At 60.5% G+C, this 13,002-nt stretch carries 12 protein-coding genes and 1 riboswitch; of the genes, 6 read left to right on the top strand and 6 right to left on the bottom strand.

The genetic code is table 11. From position 1 onward, the window contains the following. Positions 1 to 52: 52 nt before the first annotated feature. The 4 genes from ACTZWY_RS03515 to ACTZWY_RS03500 form a co-directional block, all read right to left on the bottom strand. Positions 53 to 1,090 carry a TRAP transporter substrate-binding protein gene (locus ACTZWY_RS03515; protein ID WP_444789295.1) on the bottom strand — a complete coding sequence of 346 codons (1,038 nt, stop codon included), beginning with the start codon at positions 1,088 to 1,090 and terminating at the stop codon, positions 53 to 55. Between the two features lie 64 nt (positions 1,091 to 1,154). Further along, positions 1,155 to 2,480: a TRAP transporter large permease gene (locus ACTZWY_RS03510; protein WP_444789294.1), complete on the bottom strand. Its 1,326-nt coding sequence runs from the start codon at positions 2,478 to 2,480 to the stop codon at positions 1,155 to 1,157. Then, positions 2,480 to 2,986, bottom strand: coding sequence for a TRAP transporter small permease subunit (locus ACTZWY_RS03505; RefSeq protein ID WP_444789293.1), 507 nt, complete (start codon positions 2,984 to 2,986; stop codon positions 2,480 to 2,482). The genes ACTZWY_RS03510 and ACTZWY_RS03505 overlap by 1 nt, the downstream gene beginning before the upstream one ends. Then, positions 2,971 to 3,822: an N-formylglutamate amidohydrolase gene (locus tag ACTZWY_RS03500; protein ID WP_444789292.1), complete on the bottom strand. Its 852-nt coding sequence runs from the start codon at positions 3,820 to 3,822 to the stop codon at positions 2,971 to 2,973. Before ACTZWY_RS03500 ends, ACTZWY_RS03505 begins: the two co-directional genes overlap by 16 nt. A gap of 136 nt (positions 3,823 to 3,958) precedes the next feature. Here ACTZWY_RS03500 and ACTZWY_RS03495 point away from each other — a divergent pair, with 136 nt between their 5' ends. Next, on the top strand, positions 3,959 to 4,828 hold the full coding sequence (locus tag ACTZWY_RS03495) for a MurR/RpiR family transcriptional regulator (protein WP_444789291.1): 870 nt from the start codon (positions 3,959 to 3,961) through the stop codon (positions 4,826 to 4,828). Between the two features lie 323 nt (positions 4,829 to 5,151). Here ACTZWY_RS03495 and ACTZWY_RS03490 read toward each other — a convergent pair whose 3' ends face one another. Together ACTZWY_RS03490 and ACTZWY_RS03485 are read right to left on the bottom strand one after the other, a co-directional pair. Next, positions 5,152 to 5,946, bottom strand: coding sequence for an inositol monophosphatase family protein (locus ACTZWY_RS03490; protein ID WP_444789290.1), 795 nt, complete (start codon positions 5,944 to 5,946; stop codon positions 5,152 to 5,154). A 62-nt stretch (positions 5,947 to 6,008) separates the two neighbouring features. Further along, on the bottom strand, positions 6,009 to 6,914 hold the full coding sequence (locus ACTZWY_RS03485) for a LysR family transcriptional regulator (RefSeq protein WP_444789289.1): 906 nt from the start codon (positions 6,912 to 6,914) through the stop codon (positions 6,009 to 6,011). Between the two features lie 96 nt (positions 6,915 to 7,010). Here ACTZWY_RS03485 and metF point away from each other — a divergent pair, with 96 nt between their 5' ends. The 5 genes from metF (at position 7,011) to ACTZWY_RS03460 (ending at position 12,888) form a co-directional block, all read left to right on the top strand. Further along, complete coding sequence (gene metF / locus ACTZWY_RS03480; protein ID WP_444789288.1) at positions 7,011 to 7,877, top strand: methylenetetrahydrofolate reductase [NAD(P)H]; 867 nt, start codon at positions 7,011 to 7,013, stop codon at positions 7,875 to 7,877. Between the two features lie 43 nt (positions 7,878 to 7,920). Then, a riboswitch (SAM riboswitch) is annotated at positions 7,921 to 7,998 on the top strand. A gap of 48 nt (positions 7,999 to 8,046) precedes the next feature. Next, positions 8,047 to 9,228, top strand: coding sequence for an O-succinylhomoserine sulfhydrylase (metZ, locus tag ACTZWY_RS03475; protein ID WP_444789287.1), 1,182 nt, complete (start codon positions 8,047 to 8,049; stop codon positions 9,226 to 9,228). Between the two features lie 94 nt (positions 9,229 to 9,322). After that, on the top strand, positions 9,323 to 10,414 hold the full coding sequence (gene folE2 / locus ACTZWY_RS03470; RefSeq protein WP_444789378.1) for a GTP cyclohydrolase FolE2: 1,092 nt from the start codon (positions 9,323 to 9,325) through the stop codon (positions 10,412 to 10,414). A 40-nt stretch (positions 10,415 to 10,454) separates the two neighbouring features. Continuing rightward, positions 10,455 to 11,408 (top strand): 1-phosphofructokinase family hexose kinase, encoded by a 954-nt coding sequence (locus tag ACTZWY_RS03465; protein ID WP_444789286.1) that lies wholly within the window; start codon positions 10,455 to 10,457, stop codon positions 11,406 to 11,408. Positions 11,409 to 11,439: 31 nt separating this feature from the next. Then, positions 11,440 to 12,888, top strand: coding sequence for a TrkH family potassium uptake protein (locus ACTZWY_RS03460; protein WP_444789285.1), 1,449 nt, complete (start codon positions 11,440 to 11,442; stop codon positions 12,886 to 12,888). The last annotated feature ends 114 nt before the right edge of the window (positions 12,889 to 13,002 follow it).

Genomic DNA, 13,002 nt, shown 5'->3' with positions numbered 1-13,002 from the left:
CGGGGGGTGCGGGGGGCAGACAGCCCCCCGCCTTTTTCCGGTCAAACCCGCCCTAGCTGTAGCGATACGGGCGACCGGCCTTGTCCATTGCGGCGTTATAAGCGCGGAACACCTCGACCACGCGGCGCTTGGTGTCGGATTCGGCGGCGATTTCTTCCCAGAAATCGCGCGCGGCCCCTTCAACTGTGCCCCATTCCGCATCAGGAATCGATGTCAGCTCCAGTTTCGTGCCCTCGGTGCGCAGCCGCGCTTCGCCGGCCCAGTACCAATGCTGGCGGTAGTAATGTGATTGCTCGAAACAGGTGGCCATCAGGTTGCGCAAATGTTCGGGCAATTCGTTCCAGCGGTCCATATTGGCAAAGAAATGCCCGATCCACGCACCGGAAATGTTGTTGGTCAGGAAATGGCTGCAAATATCGGCCCAGCCCACTTCATAGGCTTCCGTGATCCCGCACCATGCCACGCCGTCAATTTCGCGGGTTTGCAACGCAATTTCCACATCTTCCCATGGCACGCTGACCGGCACGACCCCGAATTGCGACAGGAACCGCCCTGCAGTGGGGAAGGTGAACACCCGCTTTCCTTGCAGGTCGTCCAGCGATGTGATGGGCGAGGAGGTGATGAAATGGCACGGGTCCCAGGACCCTGCCGAGATGTGCTTGACGCCCACCTTTTCATATTCCTCGGCCCAGATTTCATTCAGGCCCCAGTCATTGAACAGCGCGGGCACATCCAGGCTGTAGCGGCTGGCAAAGGGGAAATAGCCCCCAAACACAGTCACTTCGGTGGGCGACGCCATGCTGTCATCATCTGATTGCACCGCGTCGATTGTGCCGCGCTGCATGGCCTGGAACAGTTCTTCCGTGGGCACCAGCTGGTCGGCATAGAACAGGTCAATCTGCATTTCATCGCCCGCGATGGCGTTGAACATGTCAATCGCGGGTTTGGCCACCTGTGCGCCAAGGGCCGCGCCCGCATAGGTTTGCAACCGCCAGCGGATGGTGGATTGCGCGCGCACGGCGGGGGCGGCCAATGTGGCGGCACCGCCCAATGCGCTGGTGGTCAGAAACTTGCGTCTTGTCGTTGTCATGGGTTTTCCTTCCTGTCTTGGGGTTCAGTTGGTCGGGCGCGTTATCCGCACCTTCTTGGTGTATTCAGGGAAATACCACACCGGGCAGCCACAGCGCGATCTGTGGAAAGGCCATCACCAGCGCAAGGCCAATGACCATCACCCCCACAAAGGGCACGATAGAGCGGTAGATATCAATCAGCGACACTTCCTTGGGCGCCATGGCCCGCATCAGGAACAGGTTATAGCCAAATGGCGGCGTCATATAGGCGATCTGGCAAGTGATCGTATACAGCACCCCATACCAGATCAGATCGAATTCCAGCATGCGCACAATGGGCACATATAGCGGCGCGACAATCACCAGCATGGCGGTATCATCCAGAAACATACCCATCAGGATAAAGGAAATCTGCATCAGGATCAGGATTTCCCAGCGCCCCAGGCCCAGGTTCTCCATGAACAGCGCACGCACGAAATCCACCGCGCGCAGCCCGTCAAACACCGCGCCAAACGCAAGTGCGGCAAGGATGATCCACAAGAACATGCATGAAATGGCCAGCGTCTTGCGCGTGCAGCGTTCCAGCACGTTCCAGCTCATGCGGCCCTTGGCCAGGGACACGGCCAGCGCCGCCACCGCCCCCACGACCGAACTTTCCACCAGCCGCGTATAGCCCAGCACAAACGGCACCATCATGACCGCGAAAATACCCAGCGGCATCAGCCCCGCCAGCAGCAGGCGGTATTTTTCCGCGCGCGTCACCCGCGCCAGTTCGTCAGGGTCAATGGTCGGGCCAAGGGCGGGGTTTATCTTGCAGCGTATCCAGATATACAGGATAAACAGCCCCGCCAGCATCAGCCCCGGCAGCAACCCCGCCATCCATAATTGCCCCACCGGCTGGCGTGCGATCATGGCATACAGCACCAGAACCACCGAAGGCGGCACCAGTATCCCAAGGCTGGAGCCAGCCTGAATAACGCCCGTGACCATGCGCTTGTCGTAATTGCGTTTCAGCAATTCCGGCAGCGCGATTGTGGCCCCGATTGCCATACCCGCCACGCTTAGCCCGTTCATGGCCGAAATCAGCACCATCAACACAATCGTGCCAATTGCCAGCCCGCCGGGCACAGGGCCGAACCAGACATGGAACATGCGATACAGATCATCCGCCAGTTTGCTTTCCGACAGCACATAGCCCATGAAAATAAACATCGGCAGGGTCATCAGCGGAAACCAGTTCATCAGTTTGATAGTCTGCGCAAAGGCCAGATCATGCCCGCCCCGGTCGCCCCACAGCCACACAGCGGCCACCACCGCGACAAATCCAATGACGCCAAACATGCGCTGGCCGGTCAGCATGACCACCAGCATGGACCCGAACATCAGCGCTGCAATCATTTCATACGACATCAGATGTCCTTGCCCCTGAGTTTGGCAATATCGCGGATCAGAAACGCTGTGCATTGCAGGATCATCAGAACAATCCCTAGGCACATGACAATCTTTATGGGGGCCATGTAGGGCCGCCACAGCCCGCGGCGGCGCTCGCCATATTCCAGCGCGTATTGCGTGCTTTCAATTCCGCCCCATAACAACACGCCCAGATAGATCAACAGCGTGAAAATGGTGATCGCGTCGACCATGGCCTTGGTGCGGTCCGACCAGCGCGTATACAGAAGGTCCATCCGCACCGCCGAGCCCAATTGCAGTGAATATGCGCCCCCCAGCATGAAATAGCCCAGCAGCAGAAATTGCGCCATCTCATCCGTCCAGATTTGCGGGGTGAATCCCGCGCGCGCAACGGCGCCCCACATCAGCACTGCCATCAGCGCAAACAGCCCCCACATGGCCAGACGGCCAACGCGGTAATTCAGCGCCTCGACCCAGCGGACATAGGTGATCAGGATTGCGGGCATGGGCGGTCCTTCAGGCTGGCGATTGCGCGGGCAATGACAGGGGCCAGCCGGGTGGCAATATCGGTTTGCTGTGCGGGGCTTGCAATCAGGTCATTGCGCAATTCCAGCATGGCATTTGGCAGGAAATAGGGCAGGGCATGCAGGCGCAGCGTATGGGTAACATGGTCTGCCGCGCTGTAGGGTTCGTTCAGGCGTGTTGCCAGACCGGTGCTTGTGGAATGTGCCAGAATGGCATGCGCAAATTCGGGTGCATCATCATGGATGATCCCGAATTCCACCTCGCGGGGCTGGCCGTGCCAGATGGGCGTAAAGGAATGGATGGTCACAATGCAGGGCCGCGCGCCCAGCACCAGCGCGCGGGCGATGCGCGCGCGGACATGGTTGTGAAATGGCAGATACAGCGCGTCCATCCGCGCCATGCGCTGGCCAGCATCCAGCCCCTGATTCTGGGGGATGTGGAATGCCTCGGACTGTGCGGGCATGGCGTCCATGCGGTCGGGGCTGCGGTTCAGGTCATAAATCAGCCGTGACAGGGGGGCATGCACCAATTCGGCCGCCCCCATGGACTGGCCCAGCAATTGCCCCAGCGCGCGCGCCAGGCCCAATGCGCCGGGGTCGCTGGCCACATGTGCGGCCATTTGTTCGGGGCTGTCGTCAAAATGCGCCCATGGTGGCGCCGCCGCATTCGAGGCATGTTCACAAATCAGCAACACCTGCGGGGCCGCGCTGTCGGCGGGCACACTGCCCGTGCTGTTCCATGCTTCACAGCTGCCCGCCCAGTCGCCCGTCACAGGCGGCGCGGTGGTGGTCAATGGTGCAGGGGCAGGATGTGACATCAGGGCAAGTCCAGTGTGGTAACCTGTCCGAACCTGCCGCATTCAGATTGATTTCGTCAAGACTTTTTCTTGCATTGCGTTTTTGTAACAAACATTACAGACTTGTGTGCGGTTCTTTCAATGCAAGGGGGCTGGCATGAAACCTGTGGATACGCTGGAAGCGCGGTTGCGCGGCGCCATGCCCGACCTGACGCGCGCCGAACGCCAGCTTGCGGCCTATATGCTTGGGAATTTTCCGGTTTCCGTTCTGGGCAGCGTGTCCGATGTGGCGCGCGCCGCCGAAGTGTCGGGGCCGACCGTGGTGCGACTGGTGCGCAAGCTGGGGTTCTCGGGCTACCCTGAATTTCGCGCGCAACTGCATGAGGATCTGGGCGAAAGACTGGCCTCGCCCATATCCAAGCACGAAAAATGGGCAGGGGCGGGGGCGCAGGACCATATTCTGAATCGCTTTGGCCAAAGTGTGATCGAAAATGTGGATATGACCTTGCGCCAGCAGGATCTGGCCAGCTTTGACGAGGCGGCGGGCATTTTGTCGGACAAATCCCGCCCTGTGCATATGGTGGGCGGGCGGCTGACACGGTCCATCGCGGAATATTTTGCAACTGCGCTGAAGGTCATGCGCGCGGATGTGGCGCTGTTGTCCAGCCTGCCCAACACTTGGCCGCCCGCGCTTCTGGACATGACCGAACGCGATGTGTTGGTGGTGTTCGACATTCGGCGCTATGAACCGTCGGTCCAGCAATTGGCGGAACTGGCCAGCGAACAAGGCGTGGAGGTTATCTTGCTGACCGACAGATGGGTATCGCCCGCCGCCAGCGTGGCGCGCCACATCCTTGCCAGCCATATAGAAGTGCCGTCTGCTTGGGACACGGTGGTGCCGCTTGTCGCGCTTGTCGAAGCGATGTTGGCGCGCATTCAGGAACGCAACTGGGCGCAGACCAGCGAACGGCTGGAACGCATGGAATCGCTTTACGAACAGATGCGCCTGTTCAAGCGGCTGCGCTAGAAAGGGTTTCGATCAGGTTGAGGTATTCGGTTTGTGGGGGGATGAGGGCCTGAAGGGGACGTTCGCAGTTGGATGTAGCACGCGCTGTCGGCGGGCCGGGGTCTGCCGATCCGACATTTTAGGAATGCACTTTATCCAAGCGGAATATTCCTGACTTCAAAGGCTTGAGGTAACCTTGGGTCATCGGCAGGCCGCGGGACGGCCCGCCGATGGCGCGGCGGCCTGCGGCCTTTGCTCCGCGCCTTGGGGTATTCCCAATGTCTGCTTAAGGCCATAAGTAACCGGCCTTGCACATCTGTCGGATAGGCCTTTGCGCCGTCAGATCACTCCGGGCGTTTGCGCAGCAGGCGGGCGAAACTGTCGAAAACGCCGGAATTGGCCGCGATCACTTCGCCGCGTTCGGCAATCTCGGCACCGTCGCGGATGGGGGCTGTGAACCCGCCTGCTTCACGCACCAGCAACAGCCCCGCGCTATAGTCCCATGGCTGCAATTCGCGTTCCCAATAGCCGTCAAACCGCCCCGCCGCCACATAGGCCATGTCCAGCGCCGCCCCGCCCCATTGCCGCACCCCCGCACAGGCCGGCATAATCTGCGCCAGATCATGCAAGGTGGCGGGCAGCGTGCGTTTGGCCGCAAAAGGAATGCCGGTTGCAAACACACATTCCGACATCACGTTGCGGTTTGACACGCGCAGGCGTTTGTCATTCATGAACGTGCCCGCGCCTTTTTCAGATACGAACAATTCATCCTTGGCCGGGTCGAACACCACTGCGGCAATAATTTCGGATTTGAATTCCAGCGCAATGGACACCGACCAATGCGGCATGCCATGCAAGAAGTTCTCGGCCCCGCCCAGCGGGTCGGCAATCCAGCGGCGGGTGGGGTCCTTGCCGTCCAGTTCTGCGCTGTCGCGGGCCAGCCAGCCGTAATTGGGGCGCGCTTCCGACAGGTCCTCGCGGATGATGCGTTCGGCGGCAATGGTGGTGCGGGCCACAAAATCGGCTGCGGCCCTGGACGACACCTGCAGGTTTTCCACTTCGCGGAAATCCTTGACCAAGGCGCGGCCCGCCTTGCGCGCGGCTTTGATCATCAGGTTAAGGTTGGCACTGCCTTGCATCCGAACGGCTCCTAGATTGGGTCAGGGGGCGCTATACGCGCGCGGCGCGCAGATGTGAAGCCTCAACCGCGCTGCAATTTCACCGGTTCCGTGCGTGCCAGCCGCAAAACATGCGCCATGAAGGGTTTTGCCGCATCCTCGACCCGCACAGCCGCATAAAGGCGCCGTGTCAGGCCCGCTTCGGTGATGGGTTTGGTCACATAGTCCGAATGATAGCGCACATCGCGCAGCACCCAGTCGGGCAGCACCGCCACGCCCCGCCCGGAAGCCACCAGCAGCAGGATAACGGCGGTCAGTTCCACCTGCCGGATGGCGCGGGGTTCGACCTTGGCGGGCGTCAGCAGCTGGGTAAACACATCCAGCCGGCCCCGATCCACCGGATAGGTGATCAGCGTTTCATCGCGGAAATCCTGCGCGGTCACAAAATCCTGCGCGGCCAGCCGGTGGGTGGCGGCGGCCACGAACACGGGTTCATAGTCGAACAGGGGTAAAAAAGTAATGCCCGGCAAATCCTCGGGGTCGGAGGAGATGACAAGATCCACATCCTCGCGCTTCAGCGCAGGCAGCGCATCAAACGCCAGACCGGGGCGGATATCGACATCAACATCGCCCCATGCCTTGCGGAATTTCTCCAGCACGGGAAACAGCCAGTCGAAACAGGCATGGCATTCTATGGCAATGTGCAGCCGCCCCGACCGCCCCTTGACCAGCCCGGTGAATTCTTCTTCCAGCGCGGCAACACGCGGCAGGATGTCTTCGGCGGCGCGCAACATCTTCATGCCTGCTGCCGACAGTTTCAGCGGCTTGGACCGGCGCACGAACAGTTCCACCCCTGCCTGATCTTCCAGCCCCTTGACCTGATGCGACAGCGCCGATTGCGTCATGTTCAGCAGATCGGCGGCACGCGCCAGCCCGCCTGCATCATGAATGGCCTTGATGGTGCGCAGATGCCGGAATTCGATATGCATCCCTCGATCCTGTTCATAATGGTGTTGAGAATAATGAATTGGTTTCACATTCGCAGACATGGCACAAGGGGGCAACACAAACCGGAGCATCTTGCTATGACCACACCGCGCATTTCCTTTGAATTCTTCCCGCCCAAAACGCTGGATGCCAGCTTCCGGTTGTGGGAAACCGTGCGCATGCTGGCCCCGCTGGCCCCGGAATTCGTGTCTGTCACCTATGGGGCAGGGGGCACAACGCGGCAGTTGACGCATGAAGCGGTTACCACCATTGGCGCGCAATACCGGCTGAATGTGGCCGCGCACCTGACCTGTGTGGATGCCACACGCGCCGACACGCTGGACATTGCGACCGCTTACGCAGATGCGGGCGTGTCGGAAATTGTGGCGCTGCGCGGCGACGCGCCCAAAGGGGCCACGCGGTTTACCCCGCATGCGGACGGGTTCGGGTCCTCCGTGGAATTGATCGAGGCATTGGCCAATACCGGCAAGTTCAAAATCCGCGTGGGCGCCTATCCCGAACCCCACCCCGACGCGCCCGATGCGCGCGCCGATGTGATGTGGCTGAAACGCAAGTTTCAGGCAGGCGCGGATTCGGCCATCACACAGTTTTTCTTTGAACCCGATACATTCCTGCGGTTCCGTGATGAGTGCGTGCGTCAGGGGATTACCGGCAAGATCATTCCCGGCATTATCCCGATTGAAAACTGGGCGGGCATTCGCAAATTCGCCAGCGCGTGCAATACCCACATTCCCGCATGGATGGATGACGCGTTTGAAAAAGCCGCCCGCGACGGGCGTGAAGACCTGCTTGCCACCGCGATTTGCACCGAAATGTGTGACCGCCTGATTGCCGAAGGGGTCGAAGATTTGCATTTCTACACCCTGAACCGTGCCTATCTGACGCGCGATGTCTGCCATGCGCTGGGCGTGCACCCACAGGTATTGCTGGAAAACGTGGCATAAGGCGCGCAAACCCTGATTGACCTGCCCCGACGAAAGCCTTAAATCACCCTGACGTGGCGCTTTGTTACCGGATTGCGGGCCACGCTAAAAAAACCGCTAAAGAGGTCAGGGCGAATTTTGCCCCCGGCCTGTGACAGTCCGGGGGTTTTTCTTTGCGTCGGGGGCCAGCATGGCACAAGATTGGGATAAGCGCACCAAGCTGGTGCATACAGGCGCGCGGCGCAGCCAATATGGCGAAGTGGCCGAAGCGATCTATTTGACGCAGGGGTTTGTCTACCCGTCAGCGCAAGCCGCCGAACAGCGGTTTTTGAAAACCGGCGACGACGAATTCATCTACGCCCGTTACGGCAACCCCACTGTGGCCGTGTTCGAAGACCGGATTGCCGCGATCGAGGGGACCGAAGACGCATTTGCCACGGCATCGGGCATGGCGGCCGTGTCGGGGGCGCTGACATCAATGTTGCGCGCGGGCGATCATGTGGTGTCATCGCGCGCGCTGTTCGGGTCCTGCCTGTATATTCTGGAAGAAGTCCTGACGCGCTATGGCGTGCAGGTCGATTTTGTGGATGGCACCGATCTGGATCAATGGCGCGCAGCCATCCGCCCCGACACGCGGGCCGTGTTTTTCGAAACTGTGTCCAACCCCACGCTGGAAGTTGTCGACCTGCGCGCGATTGCTGAAATTGCCCATGGCGTGGGCGCCAAGGTTGTGGTGGACAATGTCTTTGCCACCCCCATCTTCAGCCGTGCGGTGGAATTGGGCGCGGATGTGGTGATCTATTCCGCGACCAAGCATATTGACGGGCAGGGGCGCGCGCTGGGCGGGGTGATCTGTGGCACGCGCGAATTTATCCGCGGCACAGTCGAGCCTTATATGAAACATACAGGCGGCGCGCTTAGCCCGTTCAATGCGTGGATCATGATCAATGGCCTGACAACGATGGATTTGCGCGTGCGCGCGCAGGCTGCCAGTGCCCAAGCCATCGCAGAAGCGCTGAAAGATGACCCCAGACTGGCGCGTGTCATTTTCCCCGGCCTGCCAGAGCACCCGCAACATGCCATCGCGCGCAACCAGATGGACGGGTTCGGCACTGTGCTGGCGCTGGACATTGCTGCAGGCAAGGACGCCGCGTTCCGCTTTTTGAATGCGCTGCAGATTGCGGTTATCTCGAACAATCTGGGCGATGCGCGGTCAATTGTCACACATCCCGCCACCACCACCCATCAGCGCCTGCCAGAAGATCAGAAGCGTTTGCTGGGTATTTCACAGGGCTTGGTGCGCCTGTCAGTGGGGCTGGAAGGGACCGCAGACCTGATTGCCGATTTGCGCCGTGCCTTGGACGCAATTTGATTTCGATCCGATCCCATGATTGGTGCGTATACTCGTGGAAATCAGGAAACTGACGCTTATGTATAAGAAGCGACAGACAGGAAGGGACGCCACGATGAATATCCACCTGCCGGGACTGGATCAAACGCCCACGCGCGAACAGGCCGAAGCCGCACTTGACTTGCTGCGCCGTTTTACTGACAGCGCCGCAGAAGATGACCGCGCCCGGATGGAAGCCGCTGTAACAGGGTTGTTGCCTTCGGCAGAATATCCTGTGCTCTCGCGGGATTATCCGGCGCAGTTTCGTGTCAGCGACGCCTATAAGGCCAGCTTGCCGGATTTGCAAAATGGCCCCGCCAGCCTGATTGTGGGCGCGAAAGCGGCCATTCAGCATGTGGGCATTTCAAATTTCCGCCTGCCCATTCGCTACCACACCCGCGACAATGGCGATGTGATGCTGGAAACCTCGGTCACGGGCACTGTCAGTCTGGAGGCCGAGAAGAAGGGCATCAACATGTCGCGCATTATGCGCAGCTTCTACGGCCATGCCGAACGCACCTTCAGCAGCGATGTGATCCGCGCCGCGCTGGAGGATTACAAGGCCGATCTGGAAAGTTTTGATGCGCGAATCATGATGCGGTTTTCATTCCCGATGAAAGTGCAGTCGCTGCGTTCCAACCTGACGGGTTATCAATATTACGACATTGCCCTGGAACTGGTGGACCATGCCGGTGTGCGTAACCTGTTCATGCATCTGGATTATGTCTATTCCTCTACCTGCCCGTGTTCGCTGGAACTTAGTGAACATGCGCGCGCCACGCGCGGCCAGCTGGCCACCCCGCATTCGCAGCGCTCTGTTGCGCGCGTGTCTGTGCAGGTGCTGGACGGGACGACCCTGTGGTATGAAGATCTTGTGGATCTGTGCCGCGCGGCCGTGCCCACGGAAACCCAAGTCATGGTCAAGCGCGAAGATGAACAGGCTTTTGCCGAATTGAACGCTGCAAACCCCATTTTCGTGGAAGATGCCGCGCGCAGTTTCTGCAAACAACTGGAAAATGACCCGCGTATCGGGGATTTCCGCGTTGTGGCCAGCCATCAGGAAAGTTTGCACAGCCATGATGCGGTCAGCGTGTTGACCCGCGGTGACAGTTTCGCTGCCGCAAGCCTTGACCCGCGCCTGTTCAGTACCTTGTTTCATGTAGGCTAGGAGGCTTGCAGGTTTAGTCCAGTAATGGCAGTTTGCGCCGATGATGGCGCAAACACATATTCTGACTGTTACCTTGAACCCCGCGCTGGACCTGTCCGCGCGGGTTTCTGAAATGCGCGCGGGGCCAAAACTGCGCCTGACTGACCCGGTGTTCGAACCGGGCGGGGGCGGGGTAAATGTGGCGCGCGCCATCCATGAACTGGGTGGGCAGGGTTGCGCATGGGTGGCCCTTGGCGGCGCGACGGGCGACAGGCATTTCGCCTTGCTGCAGGCGCAGGGCGTGCGTGTCCACCGTTTTGCAGCGCCCGGCGACACGCGCCAAAGCTGGGCCATTACCGACGCGCAGGGCCAGCAATTCCGCCTGCAATTGCCCGGTGAGGGCTGGACCCAGGCGCATATTGCCCGCGCATTTGAGGACATAGTGGCGCAGGCGCGCGGGTTGGTGGTGCTTAGCGGGTCGCAGCCGCCGGGCGTGGAGGCGGCGTTTGCGCAGCGCCTGGCCCATGCGCTGGGGGCGGGGCGGTTGATCCTTGACACATCCGGCGCGGCCCTGTCGCAGGTCATGCAAGCCCCTGATCCGGATGCACAGCTTCATGTGCTGCGGCTGGATCAGGCCGAGGCCGAGTTGCACGCGGGCCAACCCCTGCGCAATATAGACGATGTGCGGCAATTTGCCCAGGCGCTGGTTACGCGCGGCGTGGCACGGCATATCTGTATCGCGCATGGGGCCAATGGGTCGGTTCTGGCCGGGCCGGGGCTGGCGCTGCATTGCCGCCCGCCGCAAGTGGCCGTTGCCAGCAAGGTTGGTGCAGGCGACAGTTTCACGGGCGCATTCACGCTGGCACTGGCGCAGGGGCAGGATATGGCACAGGCGCTGGTGGCAGGAACTGCAGCTGCGGCGGCGGCGGTCATGACACCGGGCACGCAATTATGCACCCGCGCGGATGTGCAGGCCCTTGCGGCCGGCTGCACCCTGCAGACGCTTCGCGCTTGACACAGGCGCGCGCTGGCGCGATGGCATTTGCATGTTGGATATTCGCCCCGTCGTTCACCTTGTTGGACTGCTGACATTTGCGCTTGGCGCAATCATGTTGCTGCCGCTTGCGCTGGATTTGCAGGCGGACAATGACAACTGGCAGGGCTTCGCGCAGGCGTCTTTTCTGACATGCCTGATCGGGGCAGTTGCGACACTTAGCACCCGTTCGGCGCTGGATCAGGGGTTGGGGCGGCGGCAATCGTTCTTGATGACCGCCAGCGTCTGGGCGGTTTTGCCCGCTTTTGGCGCCTTGCCCTTTGTGTTCGGCGCACCGCACCAAAGCGTGACCCATGCCTATTTTGAAGCCATGTCAGGCATGACCACCACGGGCACCACAGTGTTTGTGGGGCTGGACGGGATGCCACCGGGGGTGCTGCTGTGGCGGTCCATCCTGCAATGGCTTGGGGGGTTGGGAATTATCGTTGTGGCGCTGGTGTTTTTGCCCATTCTGCGCGTGGGGGGCATGCAACATTTCCAGTCCGAGGCGTTTGACACGATGGGAAAGGTCATGCCGCGGGTCTATGACATATCGGCGGCGCTGCTGCAGGTCTATCTGGGGCTGACCGTGCTTGCGATCCTGGCCTATATGGCGTTTGGCATGTCGGGGTTTGATGCGCTGAACCACGGGCTGACCACCATTGCGACAGGCGGTTTTTCCACGCGCGATGCGTCCTTCGCGGCGTTTGTCGGACCGTTGGAATATGTCAGTGCCGTGTTCATGGTGCTGGCGGGGCTGCCGTTTATCCGGTTCATCCAGTTGATGGGGGGATCGGTGCGCGCCATCTGGGAGGATGTGCAGGTGCGCGCCTTTTTGCGATGGGTTGGCTATGCAGTGGGGGCCGTTGTGGCCTACCGGCTGGCCACAACGGATGCGGGCGCGCTGGACGTGCTGCGCGGCACATTGTTCAATGTGATCACGCTGTTTACCGGCACCGGATATGGCAGCGAAGATGTGGGCGCATGGGGGGATTTTCCGCTGCTGGTGGTCATGCTGGTAGGGTTCATCGGGGCGTGCACGGCGTCCACAGGCTGTTCGATCAAAGTGTTCCGTTTTCTTGTTTTGTTTGAATCGATCAAGATGCGCATGCGCCAGTTAAGCAGCCCCCGCCGCGTTATGGCCATCAAGCTGGGGGGCAAGCGGCTGGAACAGGACGTGATCAATTCCGTGATCGTGATGTTCACGGCATTTGCAGGAATTTTCCTGCTGCTGGCCACAGCGCTGGCGCTCAGTGGGCTGGAAACACGCACGGCCCTGACCGCCGCATGGACTGCGATTTGCAATATTGGCCCTGTTTTCGGGCCGGAAGTCGGGGAAACGGGCGCTGTAGACGGGTTTTCGCACACGGCGAAATGGTTGATGATTCTGGGCATGTATCTGGGCCGGCTGGAAGTGCTGGCAGTGCTGGTTTTGCTGCTGCCGCGCTTCTGGCGGGCATAGGGCAGTCAAAAAATGCCTGTCTTGGCGGGAAAAAGCGCGCCGATGCGGGCGCGCTTTTGGTCTTGGTGTGTTTGGTCCAGCCTTCGGGTCCGGGCCGGGCCGGGGGGGCGTATT

It is taken from the genome of Roseinatronobacter sp. NSM (assembly GCF_052379845.1).
Taxonomy (GTDB): Bacteria; Pseudomonadota; Alphaproteobacteria; order Rhodobacterales; family Rhodobacteraceae; genus Roseinatronobacter.
The sequence above is the reverse complement of the archived record's forward strand: the minus strand, read 5'-3'. Positions and strand labels throughout refer to the sequence as shown.